At 74.4% G+C, this 22,917-nt stretch carries 19 protein-coding genes; 18 read left to right on the top strand and 1 reads right to left on the bottom strand.

The features are described 5' to 3' along the window. The first annotated feature begins 9 nt into the window (after nt 1–9). The 3 genes from pafA (at nt 10) to hisF (ending at nt 3,160) form a co-directional block, all read left to right on the top strand. Nucleotides 10–1,371, top strand: coding sequence for a Pup--protein ligase (gene pafA / locus BMZ16_RS08135; protein WP_089799284.1), 1,362 nt, complete (start codon nt 10–12; stop codon nt 1,369–1,371). A 158-nt stretch (nt 1,372–1,529) separates the two neighbouring features. Continuing rightward, on the top strand, nt 1,530–2,393 hold the full coding sequence (locus BMZ16_RS08130) for an FKBP-type peptidyl-prolyl cis-trans isomerase (RefSeq protein ID WP_255366451.1): 864 nt from the start codon (nt 1,530–1,532) through the stop codon (nt 2,391–2,393). Then, entirely contained in the window at nt 2,390–3,160 is a 771-nt protein-coding gene (gene hisF, locus BMZ16_RS08125) for an imidazole glycerol phosphate synthase subunit HisF (protein ID WP_089799280.1), read from the top strand. Before BMZ16_RS08130 ends, hisF begins: the two co-directional genes overlap by 4 nt. Nucleotides 3,161–3,283: 123 nt before the next feature. Here hisF and BMZ16_RS08120 read toward each other — a convergent pair whose 3' ends face one another. Beyond that, a complete protein-coding gene (locus BMZ16_RS08120) occupies nt 3,284–3,916 on the bottom strand; it encodes a TIGR03085 family metal-binding protein (RefSeq protein ID WP_089799278.1) in 633 nt (210 codons plus the stop codon). A gap of 177 nt (nt 3,917–4,093) precedes the next feature. Here BMZ16_RS08120 and BMZ16_RS08115 point away from each other — a divergent pair, with 177 nt between their 5' ends. The 15 genes from BMZ16_RS08115 to BMZ16_RS08045 all read left to right on the top strand — a co-directional run bounded on the left by BMZ16_RS08115 (nt 4,094) and on the right by BMZ16_RS08045 (nt 22,876). Next, a complete protein-coding gene (locus BMZ16_RS08115; protein WP_089799985.1) occupies nt 4,094–5,962 on the top strand; it encodes an ABC transporter ATP-binding protein in 1,869 nt (622 codons plus the stop codon). 35 nt (nt 5,963–5,997) lie between these two features. Beyond that, nucleotides 5,998–7,803, top strand: coding sequence for an ABC transporter ATP-binding protein (locus tag BMZ16_RS08110; RefSeq protein ID WP_089799983.1), 1,806 nt, complete (start codon nt 5,998–6,000; stop codon nt 7,801–7,803). 110 nt (nt 7,804–7,913) lie between these two features. Beyond that, nucleotides 7,914–8,345 carry a phosphoribosyl-AMP cyclohydrolase gene (gene hisI, locus BMZ16_RS08105; protein WP_255366529.1) on the top strand — a complete coding sequence of 144 codons (432 nt, stop codon included), beginning with the start codon at nt 7,914–7,916 and terminating at the stop codon, nt 8,343–8,345. Continuing rightward, on the top strand, nt 8,342–9,919 hold the full coding sequence (locus tag BMZ16_RS08100) for an anthranilate synthase component I (protein ID WP_089799276.1): 1,578 nt from the start codon (nt 8,342–8,344) through the stop codon (nt 9,917–9,919). Before hisI ends, BMZ16_RS08100 begins: the two co-directional genes overlap by 4 nt. Next, nucleotides 9,916–10,518 (top strand): Trp biosynthesis-associated membrane protein, encoded by a 603-nt coding sequence (locus tag BMZ16_RS08095; RefSeq protein ID WP_089799273.1) that lies wholly within the window; start codon nt 9,916–9,918, stop codon nt 10,516–10,518. The genes BMZ16_RS08100 and BMZ16_RS08095 overlap by 4 nt, the downstream gene beginning before the upstream one ends. 66 nt (nt 10,519–10,584) lie before the next feature. Beyond that, nucleotides 10,585–10,890, top strand: a complete 306-nt coding sequence (locus BMZ16_RS08090; RefSeq protein WP_089799270.1) for an HGxxPAAW family protein — start codon at nt 10,585–10,587, stop codon at nt 10,888–10,890. Between the two features lie 72 nt (nt 10,891–10,962). Next, nucleotides 10,963–11,616 carry a DUF4190 domain-containing protein gene (locus tag BMZ16_RS08085; protein ID WP_089799268.1) on the top strand — a complete coding sequence of 218 codons (654 nt, stop codon included), beginning with the start codon at nt 10,963–10,965 and terminating at the stop codon, nt 11,614–11,616. Further along, nucleotides 11,613–12,068: a DUF2752 domain-containing protein gene (locus BMZ16_RS08080; RefSeq protein ID WP_089799266.1), complete on the top strand. Its 456-nt coding sequence runs from the start codon at nt 11,613–11,615 to the stop codon at nt 12,066–12,068. The genes BMZ16_RS08085 and BMZ16_RS08080 overlap by 4 nt, the downstream gene beginning before the upstream one ends. Before the next feature lie 40 nt (nt 12,069–12,108). After that, the gene (locus BMZ16_RS08075) at nt 12,109–12,621 is read left to right on the top strand and encodes a DUF4190 domain-containing protein (protein ID WP_089799264.1); all 513 of its coding nucleotides are present in this window, start codon (nt 12,109–12,111) and stop codon (nt 12,619–12,621) included. A gap of 244 nt (nt 12,622–12,865) precedes the next feature. Beyond that, nucleotides 12,866–13,678 carry an indole-3-glycerol phosphate synthase TrpC gene (trpC, locus tag BMZ16_RS08070; protein ID WP_089799262.1) on the top strand — a complete coding sequence of 271 codons (813 nt, stop codon included), beginning with the start codon at nt 12,866–12,868 and terminating at the stop codon, nt 13,676–13,678. A gap of 35 nt (nt 13,679–13,713) precedes the next feature. Then, complete coding sequence (trpB, locus tag BMZ16_RS08065; RefSeq protein ID WP_089799981.1) at nt 13,714–14,991, top strand: tryptophan synthase subunit beta; 1,278 nt, start codon at nt 13,714–13,716, stop codon at nt 14,989–14,991. Next, nucleotides 14,988–15,824: a tryptophan synthase subunit alpha gene (trpA, locus tag BMZ16_RS08060; RefSeq protein WP_089799260.1), complete on the top strand. Its 837-nt coding sequence runs from the start codon at nt 14,988–14,990 to the stop codon at nt 15,822–15,824. Before trpB ends, trpA begins: the two co-directional genes overlap by 4 nt. Further along, the gene (lgt, locus tag BMZ16_RS08055) at nt 15,821–16,699 is read left to right on the top strand and encodes a prolipoprotein diacylglyceryl transferase (protein WP_089799258.1); all 879 of its coding nucleotides are present in this window, start codon (nt 15,821–15,823) and stop codon (nt 16,697–16,699) included. The genes trpA and lgt overlap by 4 nt, the downstream gene beginning before the upstream one ends. A 152-nt stretch (nt 16,700–16,851) precedes the next feature. Next, the gene (gltB, locus tag BMZ16_RS08050) at nt 16,852–21,417 is read left to right on the top strand and encodes a glutamate synthase large subunit (RefSeq protein WP_089799979.1); all 4,566 of its coding nucleotides are present in this window, start codon (nt 16,852–16,854) and stop codon (nt 21,415–21,417) included. Then, nucleotides 21,410–22,876 carry a glutamate synthase subunit beta gene (locus BMZ16_RS08045; protein ID WP_089799256.1) on the top strand — a complete coding sequence of 489 codons (1,467 nt, stop codon included), beginning with the start codon at nt 21,410–21,412 and terminating at the stop codon, nt 22,874–22,876. The genes gltB and BMZ16_RS08045 overlap by 8 nt, the downstream gene beginning before the upstream one ends. Nucleotides 22,877–22,917 lie beyond the last annotated feature (41 nt).

Below are 22,917 nucleotides of genomic sequence, written 5' to 3'. Positions count from 1 at the left end.
GAGTGACGCATGGACAGACGCATCTTCGGCCTGGAGACCGAGTACGGGGTCACGTGCGCGGCGCAGGACGGCCGTGGCCTGTCCGCGGACGAGGTCGCGCGGTACCTGTTCCGCAAGGTCGTCGCGTGGGGGAGGTCGTCGAACGTCTTCCTGCGCAACGGCTCGCGGCTGTACCTCGACGTCGGCTCGCACCCGGAGTACGCGACCGCGGAGTGCGACGACTGGCGCCAGCTGGTCACGCACGACCGCGCGGGCGAGCGGATCCTCGAGGGCCTGGTCGGCGACGCGCAGCAGCGGCTCGAGCACGAGGGCCTGCCGGGGCGGATCCACCTGTTCAAGAACAACACCGACTCGGCGGGCAACTCCTACGGGTGCCACGAGAACTACCTCGTGCGCCGGCAGGGAGACTTCGCGCGGCTGTCGGACGTGCTCGTCCCGTTCCTCATCACCCGCCAGATCCTCACCGGTGCCGGCAAGGTGCTCGCGACCCCGCGCGGTGCGGTCTACTGCCTCTCCCAGCGCGCCGACCACATCTGGGAGGCCGTCTCGAGCGCGACGACGCGCTCGCGGCCCATCATCAACACGCGCGACGAGCCGCACGCCGACGCCGAGCAGTACCGGCGGCTGCACGTGATCGTGGGCGACTCCTCGATGTCCGAGACCACGACGATGCTCAAGGTCGCGTCGACGGACCTGCTGCTGCGGCTCGTCGAGGCGGGGGTGACGATGCGCGACATGACGCTCGAGAACCCGATCCGCGCGATCCGGGAGATCAGTCACGACATGACCGGACGGCAGCCCGTGACGATGGCGTCCGGGCGCACGGTCACGGCGATCGACCTGCAGGAGGAGTACCTCGCGCGGGTCACGGAGTTCGTGACGGCCGAGATGGGCCCGTCGCCGGAGACCAAGCAGGTGCTCGACCTGTGGGAGCGAGGGCTGCGGGCGCTGCGCACGGGTGACCTGACGCTCGTCGAGCGCGAGCTGGACTGGGTCATCAAGTACCGGATGATCGAGCGCTACCGCGCCAAGCACGGCCTGGAGCTGTCGGACGTGCGCGTGCAGCGGCTCGACCTGGCCTACCACGACATCTCGCGCACCGAGGGGCTGTACAACCTGCTGGCGGCGCGTGGGCTCGTCGAGCGCGTGACGACCGACCTCGACGTCTTCGAGGCGACCGCGGTGCCGCCGCAGACGACCCGTGCCAAGCTGCGCGGCGACTTCGTGCGCGCCGCGCAGGACGCGCGCCGGGACTACACGGTCGACTGGGTGCACCTCAAGCTCAACGACCAGGCGCAGCGCACGGTGCTGTGCAAGGACCCGTTCCGCAGCGTCGACGACAGGGTGGAGCGGCTCATCGAGTCGATGTGACGCGGCCGGCGCGGGTCCGACGGCCTGCGGCCCGGACGTCGCGGCGTCGGCCCGCGCCGGGGTCGTACAGTGAGTCCCCGTCGAGGGCGGACCGGTGTGCGCGGTCCGCTCCGGCGTGACCGGTGGGACGACCTGGAGGAGGCACGGACGTGCGGTGGGTGGCTGCCCGACGCCTGACGGTGCTGGCCGTCGTGGGCCTGCTGACGGCGTGCAGCGCGGTCGCCCCGGTCGAGCCGGAGGTGACGGTCACCGGGGGCCCGGGGGAGGCGCCGACGGTCACGTACCTGACGCCGCTCACGGTCGACGGGACGCACCGGGAGACGGTCTGGCCCGGCACGGGTGCCGAGCTCGTCGAGGGCGCCCCCGTCCTCATCGACTTCTGGCTGGAGAACGCGACGGACGCGAGCCTGGTCAAGGAGAGCTACTCGACCAGCCCGACCCCCCGCCTCCTGACGGCCGAGGACCTCGGCACCGACCTGTACGAGACCCTCAAGGGCCAGCAGGTGGGTGCCCGGCTCCTGCAGGTGGTGCCCGGCGGCGCCGGCGTGGACTACCCGACGGTGACGGTCCTCGACGTGCTGCCGTCGCGCGCCGTGGGCGAGCCCGTCCCCCCGGACGCGTCGCTGCCGGTCGTGACCGAGGGCGGTGACGGCGGGTTCTCGCTGGCGCCCACCGGTACGGAACCCCCGGACTCGCTCGTGATCCAGCCGCTCGTGCGCGGGACGGGCCCGCAGGTCGCCGCCGGCGACGTCATCACGGTGCAGTACAGCGGGTTCGCGTGGGACGACGGCGCGCTGTTCGACTCCACGTGGCAGCACGGGCTGCCCGTCTCGTTCCTGCTCTCCGACGTGCCGCCGTGGGCCGAGGGGCTGGTCGACCAGCCTGCAGGCAGCCGCGTCATGCTCGTCGTGCCCCCCTCGTACTCCCTCGGTGTCACCGACAGCGAGGAGCTCTCCGGGAAGACGGTGGTGTTCGTGATCGACATCCTGGCCACGGGCAACCCTGCGCAGGGTGCCTCGTGAGCCTCGCGCTGCGGGTCATCCCGTGCCTCGACGTCGACGCGGGCCGCGTCGTCAAGGGCGTGAACTTCGAGAACCTGCGGGACGCGGGTGACCCGGTCGAGCTGGCGCGGCGGTACGACGCGGAGGGCGCCGACGAGCTGACCTTCCTCGACGTGTCCGCGTCGTCGTCGGACCGTGAGACCACCTACGACGTCGTGCGCCGGACCGCCGGCGAGGTCTTCGTCCCCCTGACCGTCGGTGGGGGGGTCCGCTCGCCGCACGACGTGGACCGCTTGCTGCGTGCCGGTGCCGACAAGGTCGGCGTCAACACCGCCGCGATCGCGCGGCCCGAGCTCATCACGGAGATCGCCGACCGGTTCGGCTCCCAGGTCCTCGTGCTGTCCGTGGACGCGCGACGGGCGACGGGCGACGTGCGCACGCCGTCGGGCTACGAGGTGACGACGCACGGTGGGCGCCGTGGCACGGGCATCGACGCGGTGGAGTGGGCGCACCGCGCCGTCGAGCTCGGCGTCGGTGAGGTCCTGCTCAACTCGATGGACGCGGACGGCACCACCGCGGGGTTCGACCTGGCGATGATCCGGGACGTCCGTGCGCGGGTGAGCGTGCCCCTGATCGCCTCGGGCGGGGCGGGCACCGTCGACCACTTCGTGGAGGCGGCTCGGGCGGGCGCCGACGCGGTGCTGGCGGCGAGCGTCTTCCACTTCGGCACGCTGACGGTGGGGCAGGTCAAGGACGCCCTGCGCGCGGCCGACGTCGTCGTGCGCTGACGGCGGACGCGCCCGGAGGGCCCGAGGGCACCCGGGAGGCGCTCCCGCCCGTGCAGGGCCGCGGTGAGCCGCCCACGGTGACCCGGCCCGCGCCGGCCCGCCCCACGGTGGCCTGCGCCGCGGTCAGGGCCCGGTGAGCAGGTCCCGGACCGCCTGCACGTCCTCCGGTGCGCCGTCGACGGTCACGTCCGCGGCCTGCAGCCGGCCGGAGACGGCGAGCACGAGCTCGCCCACGTCGCCGCGCAGGACGACCGTCCCGTGGCCGGCGCGGGGCCGGTGGACGGCCGAGCGGACGTCGTCGGTGCGCACGAGCACGACGCCGGGACCCAGGCCGCGCAGCCGCAACGGTGCCATCCGGACGAGCTGGGACCACAGCACCTCGGCCAGCTCCGGGGGAAGCTCGCGCGGCTCCCGGGTCCCGGACCCGCGGCGCACGTCCTCGGTGTGCACGAAGTACTCCGTGGTGTTCACGGTGTCACCGGCCCACGCCAGGGGGCTCCAGCGCGGCGGGAGTGCGGCGAACCGGTCGACGAGCGCGGTGTAGCCCGCCCGGTCCGCCGCGGTGTCCGCCAGGCGCTCGGTCGCCGCGGCGACGCCACCGCGCAGGGCACCCGCGGCCGTGGCCGGGCTCTCCCGGATCACCAGGTGGGCCGCCAGGTGCCGGGCCTGCCAGCCGTCGCACAGCGTGGGGTCGTGCGGGTCCGCGGCGCGCAGCGCGTCGGCCAGCCAGTCGCGTTCGGTCTCGTGCCACGTCATGCCACCGGATCGTGCCACGTGCGGGTGGTGTGCGCGCACGTCCGCGGGGCGGGTCGTGTCGCAGGCGTGCGTGTCGGAGGTGCGTGAGAGGATCCCGGGATCCCCTCTCCCGTCAGGAGTGTGAACGCCGTGCCCGCACGTCCCCGGCAGCCGGACGAGCCGCCCGTTCGCGGTGCCATGCTCCAGGGCTCCGCCGCGCGCCGCTCCGCCGCGCTGGTCTGGCGGGGCATGCGCTCGCACCCGCGGACGTACCTGGCAGCCGTCGGGACGTCGGCGCTGTTCGGCGGCCTGGTCGTCGCGGTCAGCCGCGTGCTGGGCGCCGTGACGGACCAGGTCGTGGTGCCCGCGCTCGAGGGCTCGGCCGAGGCGCGGGACCGGATCTGGCTCGCGGGACTGACCATCGCGCTGGTGGCGCTGGCGCTGGCCGTCACGGTCGCCGGGCGGCGCATCTTCGCCGGGATGGGTGTCGCGGACATCCAGGCGGACCACCGCCGGGCGGTGACCCGTCAGTACCTGCGGCTGCCGATGACGTGGCACCGGCAGCACCCGACGGGCCAGCTGCTGTCGAACGCCGGCTCCGACGTCGAGGCGGCCACCGGCGTGTTCAACCCGCTGCCGTTCGCGCTCGGCGTCGTCGTGATGATCGTGACCGCGACGGTGGCCCTGCTGCGCACCGACGTGTGGCTGGCCGTCGCCGCGCTGGTCGTGCTGCCGCTCGCCGTGATCGCCAACCTGGTCTTCCAGCGCCGCATGACGCCGGCCATCACGCGTGCGCAGCAGCTGCGCGCGGAGGTCGCGGACGTGGCGCACGAGAGCTTCGAGGCCGCCGCGCTCGTGAAGTCGCTGGGCACCGAGGACCGGGAGGACGAGCGCTTCACCGACCGGGCGCGCGCCCTGCGGGACGCGAACGTGCGCGTCGGGGTCGTCCGGGCCGTGTTCGACCCGGTCATCGACCTGCTGCCGAACCTCGGGACCCTGCTCGTGCTGCTCGTCGGCGCCCAGCGGGTCGCGGCCGGGGCGATCGGCACGGGTGACGTCGTGGCGGCGGCGTACCTGCTGACGATGCTCGCCGTGCCGGTGCGGGCGTTCGGGTGGGTGCTCGGCGAGCTGCCCCGGGGCCTCGTCGGGCACGACCGCATCGCGCGCGTCCTCGACGCGCCGGGTGTGCCCGTGCCGGGGCGGACGGCGCTGGTCGCGTCCGGTCCGGGCGCCGACGTCCGGCTGCGCGGCGTGCACCTGCGGGTGCCCGGCGAGGGCGGGGAGGTGACGCTGCTGCGCGACGTCGACCTGCACGTCGCACCCGGCCGGACGCTCGCCGTCGTCGGCCCCACCGGGGCGGGCAAGTCCACGCTGGTCGGCCTGGTGCCGCGCCTCGCGGACCCGTCGGCGGGCGTCGTCGAGATCGACGGCACGGACGTGCGCGACCTGCGCCCGGCGGACCTCGCCGCCCAGGTGGGCTACGTGGGGCAGTCGACCTTCGTGTTCGAGGACACCGTGCGCAGCAACGTGACGCTCGCCGACGCCGGTGACCCCGACGCGCCCGACGACGCGCAGGTCTGGGCGGCCCTCGCCGCCGCGCACGTCGACGACGTGGTCCGGGCGCTGCCCGGCGGGCTCGACGCGCCGCTCGGCGAGCGGGGGGCCAACCTGTCGGGCGGTCAGCGGCAGCGACTGGCCCTGGCGCGCGCCCTCGTGCGCCGGCCGCGCGTGCTGGTGCTGGACGACGCGACGTCCGCCGTCGACCCGCGCGTGGAGCGGGACATCCTCCTGGGCCTGCGGTCCGCCGAGGGCGCCGCGGGTCCGACCGTGCTGCTCGTGGCGTACCGGATGGCCTCGGTGCTGCTGGCGGACGAGGTGGTGCACATCGAGGCGGGACGGGTCGTGGACCGCGGACCGCACGACGAGCTGCTGGTGCGCGACCCCGGGTACCGCGAGCTGGCCACCGCCTACGAGCGGGAGTCGCAGCGCCGTGCCCAGGAGCGGGCGGACGAGGACGCCGCGGTGTCGTGGTCGGACGACGTGCCGGCCGAGGGAGGACGCAGGTGAACGCGACCACGGAGCCCCAGCGCACGGACGCACGGATGGCGCCCGCGAGCACGCTCGGGGTGTGGGCGACGCTGCGCCGCGCGGCGCAGGTGTCGCCCGAGCTGCTCGACGGCCTGACCGTCACGCTCGGCCTGGCCGTGCTGGCGGCCACCGCGCGCGTGCTCGTCCCCATCGCCGTCCAGCAGACCGTCGACACGGCGATCCTCGCGCCGGGCGGTGTGGACGTGCAGCGCGCAGCCGTGCTGGTCGGCCTGGCCGCGGTCGGGCTGGCGGTGGGCGCGGCGTGCTCCGCGCTGGTCAACGTGCGGCTCTTCCGGTCCAGCGAGTCCGGGCTGCTCACGCTGCGGACCCGCGCCTTCCGGCACGTGCACGACCTGTCCGTGCTCACGCAGAGCACCGAGCGCCGCGGCTCCCTGGTGTCCCGCGTGACGTCCGACGTCGACACCGTCTCGATGTTCGTGCAGTGGGGCGGCATCATGCTGCTCGTCTCGGTGCTGCAGATCCTCGTGGCGACGACGCTCATGGCCCTCTACTCGTGGCAGCTGACGCTCCTGGTGTGGGCGTGCTTCGTCCCGCTGCTCGTGGTGCTGCCGCGCCTGCAGCGCGGGGTGAACGCCCGCTACGCAGCGGTCCGCCAGGAGTACGGCGCCATGCTCGGTGCGGTGTCCGAGGCCGTCGTCGGCGCCGAGACCATCCGGGCCTACGGCGTCGCCGCCCGCACGCAGCGCCGCATCGACGCCGCGGTGGCCGGGACCCGTCGGGCGATGGTGCGCGCGCAGAACCTCGTGGCGGTCGTGTTCTCCTCCGGGGTGCTGGTCGCCAACCTCGTGCTCGCGGTGGTCGTGGTCGCCGGCACGTGGCTCGGGGTGGCCGGTGAGCTCAGCGTGGGGCGCGTGCTGGCGTTCCTGTTCCTGGTGCAGCTGTTCACAGGGCCCGTGCAGATGGCCACCGAGATCCTCAACGAGCTGCAGAACGCCGTCGCCGGGTGGCGCCGCGTGCTGGGTGTCCTCGAGACGCCCGTCGACGTCCCCGAGCCGGGCGCGGACGCCGTGCCCAGCCCGCGCGGCCCCGCGGCCGTGACGTTCGACCACGTCGGGTACGCCTACCCCGGGGGTCCGCCCGTGCTGCAGGACGTGGACCTGCAGGTCGCGGCCGGCACGTCGGTGGCCGTGGTCGGCGCGACGGGCTCGGGCAAGACGACGCTCGCCAAGCTCGTCGCGCGGTTCATGGACCCGAGCACGGGCGCCGTGCTGCTCGACGGCGTCGACCTGCGCCGTGTCGCCTCGGCGGACCTGCGCCGCCGGGTGGTGCTCGTCCCGCAGGAGGGGTTCCTGTTCGACGCGACCCTGGCGCAGAACGTGGCGTACGGGCTGCGGGACGTCCCGCGCGGCGCGGACGGCACGGCGGAGCTCGACGCGGGCACGCTCGCGCGCGTGCGGCAGGTGGTCGACGAGCTGGGCCTGGACGCGTGGGTCGACGAGCTGCCCGCCGGGCTCGACACGCCGGTGGGGCAGCGGGGCGAGCTGTTCTCGGCGGGCGAGCGTCAGCTGGTCGCCCTCGCCCGCGCCCGCCTCGCGGACGGTGACCTGCTCCTGCTCGACGAGGCGACGTCCGCGGTCGACCCCGTGGCCGAGGTGCGTATCGCCCGGGCGCTGCGCGAGCTCTCGCGCGGGCGCACGACGCTGACCATCGCGCACCGGCTGTCCACCGCCGAGGCGGCCGACCTCGTGGTCGTCGTGCACGCGGGCCGCGTGGTCGAGGTCGGGACGCACCCCGAGCTGGTCGCCCGGGGCGGTCACTACGCGGCGATGCACGCCGCCTGGGTGTCCCAGACCCGCTGACCCCGGCACCGTGCCGCGGCGGGCCACGGACAGGTCGCCGACGGTCCCGCGGCGCGTGGCAGGATCGGCACGTGCCGCAGAACCCCCCGACCACCACGTCCGACGGCCGCATCACGCGCAGCGACCTCGACCCAGCCGTCGCCACGCGGCTGCGCCGGGACGACGCCGGGCTCGTCGCCGCGATCGTCCAGCAGCACGACACCCGCGAGGTGCTCATGCTCGGCTGGATGGACGACGAGGCGCTGCACCGCACGCTCACGACGGGCCGGGTGACGTTCTGGAGCCGGTCGCGCCAGGAGTACTGGCGCAAGGGCGACACGTCCGGGCACGTGCAGCACGTGCGCGGCGTGGCCCTGGACTGCGACGGCGACGCGCTGCTCGTCACCGTCGACCAGGTGGGTGCCGCGTGCCACACCGGGACGCGCACCTGCTTCGAGGCGGGCGGTCCGCTGCCCGTCACCACGACGACCCCCGATGCCACGGAGCCCGCCCAGCCGGCCGTCGGTGACGACGCCGCGACCCCCCGAGGAGCCCAGCCGTGACCCAGCCGTCCGTCTCCGCCGCGCCGCGCGCGACCGCCACGGACCTGCCCTGGGGCGCGACGTGGCCGACGCCGGAGCACTTCCGCGAGCTCGCGGCGGACCGCCGGGTCGTGCCCGTGGTCCGCCGGCTGCTCGCCGACGACGTCACGCCGGTCGGGCTCTACCGCACCCTGGCGGCCGGGCGGCCCGGCACGTTCGTGCTGGAGTCGGCCGAGTCCGACGGCACCTGGGGCCGCTGGTCGTTCGTCGGGGTGTCGTCGCGCGCGACCCTGTCCGTCCGTGACGGGCGGGCCTGCTGGTCCGGTGACGTCCCGGTGGGCGTGCCGACCGAGGGCGACGTGCTCGACGTGCTGGGCCGGACGCTGGACGTGCTGCACACGCCGCGGGTGGCCGGGCTGCCGCCCCTCACGGGCGGGCTGGTCGGCGTGCTCGGGTGGGACGTCGTGCACCACTGGGAGCCGACGCTGCCGCGCCGGGCACCGGAGGAGCTGGACGTCCCGGAGGTGACGCTCCTGCTGGCGTCGGACGTCGCCGCCGTGGACCACGTCGACGGGTCGGTGTGGCTCGTGGCGAACGCCATCAACTTCGACGCCACCGACGAGCGCGTGGACGAGGCCTACGCCGACGCGGTCGCCCGGCTGGACGCGATGCAGGCGGCGCTGTCGCGTCCCGCACCGCCGGCGCCCGCCGTGCTCGACCCCGAGGCCCCGGTCCCCGCGCTGGAGTTCCGCAGCACGCGCGAGGAGTTCGAGGAGCAGGTCCGGCGCGGGCAGGAGGCCATCCGTGACGGCGACGTCTTCCAGGTCGTCCTCTCGCAGCGCCTCGACCTGGACTGCCCGGCCGAGCCCGTGGACGTGTACCGCGTGCTGCGCACCGTCAACCCCAGCCCGTACATGTACCTGCTCGCGCTGCAGGACGCGGACGGGCGCGACTTCGCGGTCGTCGGCTCCAGCCCCGAGACGCTGGTGAAGGTCAGCGACGGTCACGTCACGACGTTCCCGATCGCCGGGTCGCGGCCGCGTGGCGCGACGCCGGAAGAGGACCGTGCCCTCGCCGACGAGGTGCTGGCGGACCCGAAGGAGCGTGCGGAGCACATCATGCTCGTCGACCTGTCCCGCAACGACATGGTCAAGGTCTGCGAGCCCACGAGCGTCGAGGTCGTCGAGTTCATGGCCGTGCGCCGGTTCTCGCACATCATGCACATCTGCTCCACGGTGGTCGGCCGGCTGCGCACCGGTGCGACGGCGCTGCAGACGTTCGTGGCGACGTTCCCCGCGGGGACGCTGTCCGGGGCGCCGAAGCCGCGGGCGATCGAGCTGATCGACGAGCTCGAGCCCGCCCGGCGCGGTGTGTACGGCGGCACCGTCGGCTACTTCGACTTCGCCGGGGACATGGACATGGCGATCGCGATCCGCACCGCCCTGCTCCGCGACGGGCGCGCCAGCGTCCAGGCGGGTGGCGGCATCGTGGCCGACTCCGTGCCGGCGCTCGAGTACGAGGAGTCGCGGAACAAGGCGGCGGCGGCCGTCCGGGCCGTCCAGCTCGCGGCGCGGCTGCGCCGCGCCACGCCGTGACGGCGGCGCCCGCGCCGGGACCCGGCGCGCGGGCGCGCCGCGGCCGCTGGGTCGTGCTGCTGCTGGGCGCCGCGGGTCTCGTGGGCCTGGTGTCGGTGCCCACCTGGGTGCACGGTGAAGGTCGCAGCGTGCTCGAGGGCACGGTGGCGGTCGCCGTCCCGGGGTCGCAGGCGGCACCGCAGGCGCCGGCGGCCGCGCTGGTGCTGCTGGCCGCGGCCGGTGCCCTCGCGCTCGTCGGGCGGGTGGGCCGGTGGGTCGTCGCGGGGGTGAGCGCCGCGGCCGGGGTGCTGGTCGTGGCCGGTGCCGTGGGCGTCCTGCGGGACCCGGCAGGCGCCGTCGCCGCGGCCGTCGCCGACGCGACCGGCGTCGCGGCGGCCGACCCGGTGGCGTCCGCGACCGCGTGGCCGGTGGTGGCGCTGGTGGTCGGCGCCGCGGTGCCGGTGCTCGCGGTGGTGCTCGCGCGCGCACCCGGCGGGTGGGACCAGCGCTCCCAGCGCCACGAGCGGCCCGCACCGGGTCGTGCCGGCCGCAACGCGAGCGGCGCGGCCGACGAACGATCCGACTGGGACGCGCTCAGCCGGGGCGACGACCCGTCCTGACCAGCGCGTGGGTCGCCGGGCTCTCGGATAGGGTGAGCGAAACCGAGCACGAAGGACGTACCGCTGATGGCCGATCACACGCTGGCCCACCGTTCCCAGAACGCCACCCGGACCGAGACGGTCCACCTGCCGCCGGCGACGCCGCCGACGAACCACGGGCGCACCCTCGCCGCGTGGACGACCACGTGGACCGTCGTGGCGGGCGGCGTCGTCGCCGGCCTGGGCGTCGCGTTCACGATGATGTGGCTGTTCTGGGTCGGCATGGGCGTGATCGCGGGCGGGCTCGTCCTGGGCAAGGTCCTGCAGCTGCTGGGCCACGGTCAGGGCGGCGCGGCGACCCGCGCCCGCGCCCAGCGGCGCGGCGGTCACTGACCCCACCGGAGGGTTTCCTCCGGTCCCCACCCGGCTGGTTCCGCCGGCCACCACCGACGCAGGGAGAGCCGCATGTCGAGCCCCAACGAGCCCCGCGACCCGGGCGCACCCGACGAGCAGCCGGGCACCGGGCCGGGGTCACCCGACTCGCCGTCGCAGCCGTCCGGCCCCGACGTCCCCCCGTACCCGGCGGGTACGGGTCCGGACACCCCGGCCGCGCCCGGGTACGGTCAGCCGCCCGCCTACGGGCAGGGCCAGCCGCCCGCCTACGGGCAGGGCCAGCCGCCCGCCTACGGGCAGGGCCAGCCGCCCGCCTACGGGCAGGGTCAGCCCCCGACCTACGGTGAGCAGCCGACCTACGGCCAGCCCGCGTACGGGCAGGCACCGGGCTACGGGGCGCCGCAGTCCACCGCACGCAACTCGCTCGGTGTCTGGTCGCTGGTGCTCGGCATCCTGTCGATCGTGCTGTGCTGCCTGGTGGTCGGCATCGTGCCGGGCGCCATCGGCGTGTGGCTGGGCTTCAAGGGACGGTCGGCCGCCGCGCGCGGTGAGGCCAGCAACGGGGGCATGGCCCTGGCCGGCATCATCCTCGGCATCGTCGGCATCCTCGCCAGCCTCTACATGATCATCAGCCTCTCCATCGGGCTGGCCGAGTACGGCGGCCTGGACGGCTTCCTGCAGTACGTCGAGGACGAGGTGGAGCGCCAGCAGCTGCAGGCGCCGTGACCGACGTGCGGCAGCCGGCGGCGGGCGCCGGGCACGCCACCGCGTCGCGGGTGCGACGGGGTGCGCTGCCCCTCGCGCTCGCCGCCGCTGCCGCCGGGGCCGCGACCCTGCTCGTGGTGCGCTCGCCGTACACCCCGCTGAGCTACGGGTTCTGCCCGTCGGTCCTGTTCCTCGGTGTGTCCTGCCCCGGGTGCGGCGGGCTGCGCGCGACGCACTCGCTGCTCACCGGGGACCTGGCCGCCGCCTGGCAGGCCAACCCGCTGTGGACCGTCGCGGCACCGCTGCTCGTCGTCGCGTGGGGGGTGTGGACGGTGCGGCGCCTGCGCGGCCGCCCGCCCGTGTCGGCGCCGACGTGGCCGGCCTGGCTGGTCCTCGTCGTCGTCGTGGGCTTCGCTGTCCTGCGCAACGTGCCCGCGCTCGTGCCCTACCTGGGCCCCGCACCGCTGCCCTAGGGGGCGGTCGCACCACCTCTCGACCGACCGGAGGCCGTCCATGAGCAGTCCCAGCGAACCCCTGGGCCCGCCGTACGGGCAGGAGGGCGCGTACGCCGCGCACGCGGTGCCGCCCGCGGCCACCCCGCGCACGACCGGGTCGGACCAGCCGCCGGTCGGCGCGTCCCCGCCCGGGGCGCTGCCGCCGCCCGCGACGTACCCGCCCGGCCCTGCCGGTCCTCCCGCGCCGGCCTACGGGTACGCCGAGGGCCCGCCGCGCCCGCCGTCGCCGCCCCGCAACGACCTCGCGGTGTGGTCGCTCGTGCTCGGGCTGCTGGGCGTGCTCGGGTGCGTGTTCTTCACCGGCATCCCCGCCGTGGTCGTCGGCGGGCGTGCGCGTCGGGCCGTCGCCGCGGGCCAGGCCGACAACGAGTCCCTGGCGACGGCCGGGATCGTGCTCGGCTGGGTCGCGACCGCGCTGGGTGCCGTCCTGCTCGTGACCTTCGGGGTCCTGCTGCTGCTGCCTCTCCTCTTCCTCGGGCTCGCCATCCCGTTCATGGGCGCGTTGCCGTAGTCCGAGCCGTCGCCGGGAGTGGACCAGGAGCTGGACCACGCGCCGGACCACGCTTCGGACCATGCCCCGGACCACGCCTCGGACCACGGTCCGGACGGCGGCGGGGCGTCCTCCCCGGTCCCACACCTCGGGCGGGTGGGCCGAGGCGGTCCGCGGCCCGTCTACCATGGCTCGTCGGCGGCGGCCTCCCGGGGAAAGCCCGTGGTGCCTGCCGCACCAACCGGCCAGAGGGGATGATCGGTCGATGACCGTGCTGGACGACATCGTCGCGGGGGTCAGGGTCGACCTCGCAGCGCGCCAGGCAGCGACGCCCCTGGCCGAGCTCAAGGAGCGCGCCGCCCGGCGCGAGTCCGCGCTGCAGTGCGTGGCGCGGCTGAAGGTGCCCGACGCGGTCACCGTGATCGCCGAGGTCAAGCGCTCGAGCCCGAGCAAGGGTGCGCTCGCGGCGATCTCCGACCCGGCCGCGCTGGCGGCGGAGTACGAGAAGGGTGGCGCCGTCGCGATCTCCGTGCTCACGGAGCAGCGCCGGTTCAACGGCTCGCTCGACGACCTCGACGCCGTGCGCAGCCGGGTGGACGTCCCGGTCCTGCGCAAGGACTTCGTGGTGTCGCCCTACCAGGTGTGGGAGGCGCGCGCCCACGGCGCGGACCTCGTGCTGCTCATCGTCGCCGCGCTCGAGCAGACGGTGCTCGAGTCGCTGGTCGAGCGGGTGCACTCGCTCGGCATGACCGCGCTGGTCGAGGTGCACGACACCGAGGAGGTCGCCCGGGCGCTGGACGCCGGGGCCCGCGTCATCGGTGTGAACGCGCGCGACCTGCGGTCGCTCGAGGTGGACCGCACGACGTTCTCCCGGGTCGCCCCCGCGATCCCGTCCGACATCGTCCGGATCGCCGAGTCGGGCGTGCGCGGACCGCACGACGTCATGGACTACGCCCGTGCCGGCGCGGACGCGGTGCTCGTCGGCGAGGCGCTGGTGACGGACGACGCACCGCGGCAGTCCGTCGCGGACCTCGTCGCCGCCGGCGCGCACCCCTCGCTGCGCGCGGTGCGGCAGTGAGCGGCACCGCGGGCCGCGACGGCGCCCGCCGCCGCATGCGTGACGTCCTGCTCGGCGGCGGGCCGCTCGCCACCCACGAGGGGCCGTACTTCGGTGACTTCGGTGGCCGGTTCGTCCCCGAGGCGCTCATCGCCGCCCTCGACGAGCTCGAGACGGAGTACCACAAGGCCCTCGCGGACCCGGCGTTCTCCGACGAGCTGGAGCGGCTGCACCGCACCTACACGGGGCGGCCCAGCCCGCTGACCGAGGTGCCGCGGTTCGCCCGTCACGTGGGCGACGGGGTGCGCGTCTTCCTCAAGCGGGAGGACCTCAACCACACGGGCTCCCACAAGATCAACAACGTGCTGGGCCAGGCGCTGCTCGTCAAGCGCATGGGCAAGCGGCGCGTCATCGCCGAGACCGGCGCCGGGCAGCACGGGGTGGCCACGGCGACGGCAGCCGCGCTGCTGGACCTGGAGTGCACCGTCTACATGGGCGAGGAGGACACCCAGCGCCAGGCGCTGAACGTCGCCCGGATGGAGCTGCTCGGGGCGACCGTCGTGCCGGTGACCATCGGCGCGCGCACCCTCAAGGACGCCATCAACGAGGCCCTGCGCGACTGGGTCGCGAACGTCGACTCGACCCACTACCTGCTCGGCACCGTCACGGGTCCGCACCCGTTCCCGGAGATGGTGCGCGACTTCCACAAGATCATCGGTGAGGAGGCGCGCGCCCAGATCCTCGAGGAGACGGGTGCGCTGCCCGACGCCGTCGTGGCGTGCGTGGGCGGCGGGTCCAACGCGATGGGCATCTTCAACGCGTTCCTCGACGACCCGCAGGTGCGGCTGTTCGGCTTCGAGGCCGGGGGCGCCGGCATCTCCTCCGGCCGGCACTCGGCGCGGTTCTCGGGCGGCGCCCCGGGTGTGCTGCACGGTGCGCGCAGCTACCTCCTGCAGGACGAGGACGGGCAGACGCTGCCGAGCCACTCGGTCTCCGCCGGGCTGGACTACCCGAGCGTCGGCCCCGAGCACGCGTGGCTCCACGACACCGGGCGGGCGCAGTACCGTCCCGTCACGGACGACGAGGCCATGGAGGCGTTCCGGCTCCTGTGCCGCACGGAGGGCATCATCCCCGCGATCGAGTCGGCGCACGCGCTGGCCGGGGCCATCCAGCTCGGCCGCGAGGCCGCGGGGTGGGCGGGCGGTGACCGGCCGCCGGTCGTGCTCGTCAACCTGTCCGGACGGGGGGACAAGGACGTGGCGACGGCCGCCGCCTGGTTCGGCATCCTCGAGCCGGAGCCCGTCGTCAAGGCGGACGAGGGGGAGCAGCTGTGAGCGTGACGGACGTGCGGTCGGCCACCGCGGAGCGGATCGACGAGCTCGCCTCCGGCCCGGCGCCGCGCGCGGCACTGATCGGCTACCTGCCGGTCGGCTTCCCGTCGGTGCCCGGGTCCGCGCGCGCGGTCCGCACCATGGTCGACGCCGGTGTGGACGTCGTCGAGCTCGGGATGCCGTACACCGACCCGGTCATGGACGGCCCGGTCATCCAGGCCGCCGCGAACCGGGCGCTGGCCAACGGCACGCGGGTGCGCGACACGCTGCGCGTCGTCGAGGAGGTCGCGTCGGCCGGGGCGCCCGTCCTCGTCATGACCTACTGGAACCTCGTCCTGCGGTACGGCGTCGACGCGTACGCCCGCGACCTGGCCGCGGCCGGGGGCGCCGGGCTCATCACGCCGGACCTCATCCCGGACGAGGCGGCCGACTGGATCGCCGCGGCCGACGAGCACGCCCTGGACCGGGTGTTCCTGGTCGCCCCGAGCTCCACGCCGGAGCGACTGGCCTCGACCGTCGCCGCGAGCCGCGGGTTCGTGTACGCGGCGTCGACCATGGGCGTGACGGGGGAGCGCGCGACCGTGGGGGAGCGCGCGGAGCAGCTCGTCGCCGACACCCGCGCCGCGGGTGCCGCACGTGTGTGCGTGGGGCTCGGGGTGTCCCGCCCGGAGCAGGCGGCGCAGGTCGCCGGCTACGCGGACGGCGTCATCGTGGGGTCGGCGCTCGTCCGTTCGCTGCTCGACGCACCGGACGAGGCCGCCGGGCTGGACGCCCTCGCGGGTGTCGTGCACGGGCTCGCGGAAGGTGTGCGCTCGGCGCAGCGGATCCCGCGATGACGGTGCTGCCGCTCGCGATCCCGAGCCCGGGGCAGAGCGTGTGGCACCTGGGCCCCTTCCCGCTGCGTGCGTACGCGGTCGCCATCCTGCTGGGCATCGTCGTGGCCACGCTCATGACGCAGCGCCGTTGGAAGGCCCGCGGCGGCGACCCCGAGACGGTCCTCGACATCGTGTACTGGGCGGTGCCCTTCGGGATCGTGGGCGGTCGTCTCTACCACGTCATCAGCTCGCCGGACGCCTACTTCGGGCCCGGCGGCGACCCGTGGCGGGCGTTCGCCATCTGGCAGGGCGGGCTGGGCATCTGGGGGGCCGTGGCCCTCGGTGCGGTCGGTGCGTGGATCGGGTGCCGACGGCACGGCGTGCGCCTCGCACCCTTCGCCGACGCGCTCGCGCCGGGTCTCCTGGTCGCCCAGGCGATCGGTCGGCTGGGCAACTGGTTCAACCAGGAGCTGTTCGGCGGTCCGACGACGCTGCCGTGGGGGTTGCGCATCGACGACGCGCACCTGCCGGCCGGGTACGACCCCGGCACGCTGTTCCACCCGACGTTCCTGTACGAGGTGCTGTGGAACCTCGGCGCCGCGGCGCTGCTGGTCTACCTCGACCGCCGGTTGCGGCTCGGCCACGGGCGGGTCTTCTGGCTCTACGTGCTGCTCTACACGGTGGGGCGCCTGTGGATCGAGCTGCTGCGCATCGACCCGGCCGAGACGGTGCTCGGGCTGCGGCTCAACGTCTGGACGTCGATCCTGCTCGGCCTGGTGGCGCTGGTAGCGTTCGTCGTGGTCGGGCGTCGGCATCCAGGACGCGACACGACCCTCCTGCTCACACCCCCCCTGCGGCAGGACGACGAGGCGGACACCTCCCACGGCACCCGGTGACACCGGGGACGTCGGACCTGATGTCGTGCGGCGTGGTCATCGGGACCGTCGCCCGGGCGGTATCGTCGCCTCACTGCACGGGCCGACGGCGTCCCGGTACCCCCATGTTCGTGCGACACCCCGGTCCTCCGGGGACTGTGAGGACGGTGCTGATGTCGACGTCGCCCGAGAGCCCCGGCGCCGCCCAGGCGCCGACCCGGCACGCGCTCTACGACCCCGCCGCCGAGCACGACGCGTGCGGCTTCGCCTTCGTCGCGACGCTGCGCGGCACGCCCGGCCGTGACATCGTCGACGCCGGCCTGACGGCGCTGCTCAACCTCGACCACCGCGGTGCGGTCGGGGCCGAGGAGGACAGCGGCGACGGTGCCGGCATCCTCACCCAGATCCCGGACGCGTTCCTGCGGGACGTGGTCGACGCCGAGCTGCCCGCAGCGGGCTACTACGCCATCGGCATGGCCTTCCTGCCGGTCGACGAGGCGGAGCGGGCGCGCGCGGTGGCGGCGGTCGAGGCCGTGGCCGCCGAGGAGAAGCTCGAGGTCCTGGCGTGGCGCGAGGTCGTGGTCACCGCGGACCTCGTCGGTCCGACCGCCCGCGCCTCGATGCCCGTGTTCCGCCAGCTGGTCGTGGCGGACCCGTCGCGCGAGCTGTCCGGGATCGCCCTGGACCGCCGCGCCTACCGGCTGCGCAAGCGCGCCGAGCGCGAGCACGGCGTGTACTTCGCGTCGCTGTCGGCCCGGACCATCACGTACAAGGGCATGCTCACCACGGGGCAGCTCGAGCCGTTCTTCGCCGACCTGTCCGACCCGCGCTACGCCTCGGAGATCGCGCTGGTCCACTCGCGGTTCTCCACCAACACGTTCCCGTCGTGGCCGCTCGCGCAGCCGTTCCGGATGGTCGCGCACAACGGTGAGATCAACACCGTGCGCGGCAACCGCAACTGGATGGCCGCGCGCGAGGGCATGCTGTCGTCGGACCTGCTGGGCGACCTGGGCCCGCTGCTGCCGGTCTGCACGCCGGGCGGGTCGGACTCGGGCAGCTTCGACGAGGTCCTCGAGCTCCTGCACCTGTCCGGGCGCTCGCTGCCGCACGCGGTGATGATGATGATCCCGGAGCCGTGGGAGAACCACGCGCAGATGGACCCGTCCACCCGCGCGTTCTTCGAGTACCACTCGACGCTGATGGAGCCGTGGGACGGCCCGGCGGCGATGACCTTCACCGACGGCACGCTGATCGGCGCCGTGCAGGACCGCAACGGGCTGCGTCCCGGGCGGTACTGGGTGACCGAGGACGGCCTCGTGGTCTGCGCCTCCGAGGCCGGCGTGCTGGACATCGACCCCGCGTCGATCGTCGCCAAGGGGCGGCTCGAGCCGGGCCTGTTCTTCCTCGTCGACACCGGCCAGGGCCGCATCGTCGCCGACGTCGAGGTCATGGCCCAGCTCGCGGCGCAGCGTCCCTACGCCCAGTGGGTCGAGGAGAACGCGGTCCACCTCTCGCAGCTGCCCGACCGCGAGCACGTCGCGCACTCGGCGGCGTCGGTCCGGCGCCGCCAGCGGGCGTTCGGGTACACCGAGGAGGAGCTGAAGATCCTCCTGTCGCCGATGGCGGCCGCCGGTGCCGAGCCGCTCGGCGCGATGGGCTCGGACACGCCGGTCGCCGTGCTCTCCAAGCGCCCGCGTCTGCTGTTCGACTACTTCACGCAGATGTTCGCCCAGGTGACGAACCCGCCGCTCGACGCGATCCGCGAGGAGCTGGTGACGTCCATCGGCGGCGCGATCGGGCCGGAGCCCAACCTGCTGGCGGACGGGCCGGAGCACGCGCGCAAGATCATGCTGCCGTTCCCGGTCATCGACAACGACCAGCTCGCCAAGATCGTGCACGTGGCCAAGGAGCCGTCGCTGGGCTTCCGCGCCACGACGATCCGCGGGCTGTACCGCGTCGACGGTGGCGGCGCCGCGCTCGAGCAGCGGCTCGAGGAGATCTTCGCCGAGGTGGACCGGGCGGTCGCCGACGGGGTCAGCTTCCTCGTGCTGTCGGACCGCAACTCCGACGCCGACCTGGCGCCGATCCCGTCGCTCCTGCTGCTGTCCGCGGTGCACCACCACACGCTGCGCCGGCACACCCGCACGCAGATCTCGCTGGTGGTCGAGGCCGGTGACGTCCGCGAGGTGCACCACGTGGCGCTCCTGGTCGGCTACGGCGCGGCCGCGGTCAACCCGTACCTGGCCATGGAGACCGTCGAGGACCTGGCGCGCAGCGGCTACCTGCCGGGCGTGAGCCCGGAGAAGGCCGTGGCCAACCTCATCAAGGCGCTCGGCAAGGGCGTCCTGAAGGTCATGTCGAAGATGGGCATCTCGACCATCGCGTCGTACCGCGGCGCGCAGGTCTTCGAGGCCATCGGCCTGTCCCACGCGCTCGTCGACCGGTACTTCACCGGCACGACGAGCCGGCTCGGCGGCATCGGCCTGGACGTCATCGCGGCCGAGGTCGCGGCCCGGCACGCCGACGCGTACCCGGCCAGCGGCAACCGGCAGGCGCACCAGCGGCTCGCGGTCGGTGGCGAGTACCAGTGGCGGCGCGGCGGTGAGGAGCACCTCTTCGACCCGGAGACGGTGTTCCGGCTCCAGCACTCCACGCGCACCCGCCAGATGGACGTCTTCCGCGAGTACACCGCGCGGGTCGACGCGCAGTCCGAGCGGCTCATGACGCTGCGTGGCCTGCTGCGGTTCAAGGAGGGCGCACGGCCCCCGGTCCCGATCGACGAGGTCGAGCCGGTCAGCGAGATCGTCAAGCGGTTCAACACCGGCGCGATGTCCTACGGCTCGATCTCCGCCGAGGCGCACGAGACGCTCGCGATCGCGATGAACCAGCTGGGCGGCAAGTCGAACACGGGGGAGGGCGGCGAGGACCCCGACCGGCTGCACGACCCGCGGCGCCGCTCGGCCATCAAGCAGATCGCGTCGGGCCGGTTCGGCGTGACGAGCGAGTACCTGACCAACGCCGACGACATCCAGATCAAGCTCGCGCAGGGTGCCAAGCCCGGCGAGGGCGGTCAGCTGCCCGGGCACAAGGTGTACCCGTGGGTCGCGAGGACCCGGCACTCCACGCCCGGCGTGGGCCTCATCTCGCCGCCGCCGCACCACGACATCTACTCGATCGAGGACCTGGCGCAGCTCATCCACGACGCCAAGAACGCCAACCCGTCGGCGCGGATCCACACCAAGCTCGTCAGCGAGTTCGGCGTCGGCACCGTGGCGGCCGGCGTGGCCAAGGCGCACTCCGACGTCGTCCTGATCTCGGGGCACGACGGCGGCACGGGCGCGAGCCCGCTGACGTCGCTGAAGCACGCCGGGACGCCCTGGGAGATCGGGCTCGCGGAGACGCAGCAGACCCTCGTCCTCAACGACCTGCGCGACCGCGTGGTCGTGCAGGTCGACGGGCAGCTCAAGACGGGCCGCGACGTCGTCGTCGGCGCGCTGCTCGGGGCCGAGGAGTTCGGGTTCGCCACCGCGCCGCTGGTCGTCTCCGGCTGCGTCATGATGCGCGTGTGCCACCTCGACACCTGTCCGGTGGGCGTCGCGACGCAGAACCCCGAGCTGCGGGCGCGCTTCACGGGTAAGCCCGAGTTCGTCGTCACGTTCTTCGAGTTCATCGCGCAGGAGGTGCGCGAGCTCCTCGCGGCCCTCGGGTTCCGTTCCCTCGAGGAGGCGGTCGGTCGCGTCGAGATGCTCGACGTCCGCGACGCGATCGACCACTGGAAGGCGGAGGGCCTCGACCTGGGGCCGGTGCTGGCCGTGCCGCAGCCCAAGCCGGGCTCGGCGCTGTCCCACACCAAGGACCAGGACCACGGCCTGGAGCGCGCCCTGGACAACCAGCTCATCGCGCTGGCGCAGGACGCGCTGGAGCGCGCCGAGCCCGTCCGCATCGACCTGCCGGTGCGCAACGTCAACCGCACCGTCGGGACCATGCTCGGGCACGAGGTCACCAAGCGGTACGGCGGCGCGGGGCTGCCCGACGACACGATCGACGTCACCCTGACCGGCTCGGCCGGCCAGTCGTTCGGCGCCTTCCTGCCCCGCGGCATCACGCTGCGGCTGTTCGGTGACGCCAACGACTACGTCGGCAAGGGGCTGTCCGGCGGACGGGTCGTCGTGCGCCCGGACCGCAGCTCGTCGCTGTCGAGCCAGCACAACGTCATCGCGGGCAACGTCATCGGCTACGGCGCCACCAGCGGGCAGATCCTGCTGCGCGGGCTGGTCGGCGAGCGGTTCGGCGTGCGCAACTCGGGTGCGACGCTCGTCGTCGAGGGCGTGGGTGACCACGCCTGCGAGTACATGACCGGTGGCACCGTGCTCGTGCTCGGCCCGACGGGACGCAACCTCGGTGCCGGGATGTCCGGGGGCACCGCCTACGTCCTCGATCTGAACCCGGAGCTCGTCAACGTCGAGGCGGTCCGCAGCGGTGAGCTCGCGCTCGACCCGCTCGACGACGAGGACGTCGCGCTGGTCATGGACCTGCTGCGCACCTACGCCGAGGAGACCGGTTCGCTGGTCGCCGCCCAGCTGCTCGAGGAGCCGGACGCCACGCGCGCCCGCTTCACCCGGCTGCTGCCCACCGAGTACGCCCGCGTCCGCAGCGCGCTGGCCCGGGCCGAGGCCGACGGCCTCGACCCGAGCGCGCCCGGCGTGTGGGACAAGATCCTGGAGGTGGCCCGTGGCTGACCCCCGCGGCTTTCTGAAGGTCCGGGAGCGCGAGCTCCCGCCGAACCGCCCCGTCGAGGTGCGTCTGCGCGACTGGAAGGACGTGCACGCGCACCTGGAGGAGGGGCAGCCGTTCCTCAAGGAGCAGGCTGGCCGCTGCATGGACTGCGGCATCCCGTTCTGCCACAACGGCTGCCCGCTGGGCAACCTCATCCCGGAGTGGAACGACCTGGTGTGGCGCGGGCAGTGGTCCGACGCCATCGACCGGCTGCACGCCACCAACAACTTCCCCGAGTTCACGGGGCGGATCTGCCCGGCGCCGTGCGAGTCGAGCTGCGTGCTGGGCATCAACCAGCCCCCGGTCACGATCAAGAACGTCGAGGTCTCGATCATCGACGAGGCGTTCGCCCGCGGGCTCGTCACGCCGCAGGTGCCGCAGCGCCTCACGGGGCACACCGTGGCCGTGGTGGGCTCCGGTCCGGCCGGCCTGGCCGCGGCGCAGCAGCTGACCCGTGCGGGCCACACGGTCGCGGTCTACGAGCGCGACGACGAGATCGGCGGCCTGCTGCGGTACGGCGTGCCGGACTTCAAGCTCGAGAAGATCCACATCGAGCGCCGGCTGGAGCAGATGCGTGCCGAGGGCACGCGCTTCCGCCCCGGTGTCGAGGTCGGCAAGGACGTCACCTGGGTGCAGCTCCAGGCGCGGTACGACGCGATCGTGCTGGCGACCGGGGCGACGGTCCCGCGGCGGCTCGACGTGCCGGGGCTCGAGCTCGAGGGCGTGCACGTCGCCATGGACTACCTGCACCAGGCCAACGCGCTCGTCGCCGGCAAGGACGTCGCCGACCCGATCAGCGCCGAGGGCAAGCACGTGGTCATCATCGGAGGCGGCGACACCGGTTCGGACTGCCTCGGCACGGCGCTGCGGCAGGGCGCGGCCTCCGTCACGACGCTCGCCATCGGCAAGCGACCGCCCGGCGAGCGCCCCGAGAGCCAGCCGTGGCCCACCGACCCCGTGCTGTACGAGGTCTCGTCCTCGCACGAGGAGGGCGGCGAGCGCGCGTACCTGGCGTCGACCGTCGCGTTCCTCGGCGACGACACCGGTCACGTCCGTGCCCTGCGTCTGGCGACCACCGAGTACCTGCCCGACGGCCGGCGCGTGCCGACCCCGGGCACGGAGCGCGACATCCCGGCGGACCTCGTGCTCGTCGCGATGGGCTTCACCGGCCCGGAGACCGAGCAGGTGACCCAGCAGATCGGCGTCGACGTCACCCGCCGCGGCGCGCTGGCGCGCGACGAGGGCTTCGCGACCAACGTCCCGGGCGTGTTCGTCGCCGGCGACGCCGGCCGCGGCCAGTCGCTCGTGGTCTGGGCGATCGCCGAGGGCCGGGCCGCCGCGGCCGCGGTCGACGCGTACCTGTCCGGCACGACCGAGCTGCCCGCACCCGTGTCGGCGAGCACCGTCGCGCTGCGCCCCTGAAACCGTTCCCCCCGATCCACCCACCCGCTCCCGGAGGTCCG

The organism is Cellulomonas sp. KH9 (assembly GCF_900114185.1).
Taxonomy (GTDB): Bacteria; Actinomycetota; Actinomycetes; order Actinomycetales; family Cellulomonadaceae; genus Cellulomonas.
Note: the sequence above shows the minus strand (reverse complement) of the source record. Positions and strands in the feature narration are given on the sequence as shown.

What these genes read in the sequence shown, in the direction of transcription:
- pafA (WP_089799284.1), top strand. Translation starts at nt 10, where the DNA reads ATGGACAGACGCATCTTCGGCCTGGAGACCGAGTACGGGGTCACGTGC.
- BMZ16_RS08120 (WP_089799278.1), bottom strand. Translation starts at nt 3,916, where the DNA reads ATGACGTGGCACGAGACCGAACGCGACTGGCTGGCCGACGCGCTGCGC.
- BMZ16_RS08115 (WP_089799985.1), top strand. Translation starts at nt 4,094, where the DNA reads ATGCTCCAGGGCTCCGCCGCGCGCCGCTCCGCCGCGCTGGTCTGGCGG.
- BMZ16_RS08110 (WP_089799983.1), top strand. Translation starts at nt 5,998, where the DNA reads ATGGCGCCCGCGAGCACGCTCGGGGTGTGGGCGACGCTGCGCCGCGCG.
- BMZ16_RS08090 (WP_089799270.1), top strand. Translation starts at nt 10,585, where the DNA reads ATGGCCGATCACACGCTGGCCCACCGTTCCCAGAACGCCACCCGGACC.
- BMZ16_RS08085 (WP_089799268.1), top strand. Translation starts at nt 10,963, where the DNA reads ATGTCGAGCCCCAACGAGCCCCGCGACCCGGGCGCACCCGACGAGCAG.
- BMZ16_RS08075 (WP_089799264.1), top strand. Translation starts at nt 12,109, where the DNA reads ATGAGCAGTCCCAGCGAACCCCTGGGCCCGCCGTACGGGCAGGAGGGC.
- trpC (WP_089799262.1), top strand. Translation starts at nt 12,866, where the DNA reads ATGACCGTGCTGGACGACATCGTCGCGGGGGTCAGGGTCGACCTCGCA.
- trpB (WP_089799981.1), top strand. Translation starts at nt 13,714, where the DNA reads ATGCGTGACGTCCTGCTCGGCGGCGGGCCGCTCGCCACCCACGAGGGG.
- lgt (WP_089799258.1), top strand. Translation starts at nt 15,821, where the DNA reads ATGACGGTGCTGCCGCTCGCGATCCCGAGCCCGGGGCAGAGCGTGTGG.
- gltB (WP_089799979.1), top strand. Translation starts at nt 16,852, where the DNA reads ATGTCGACGTCGCCCGAGAGCCCCGGCGCCGCCCAGGCGCCGACCCGG.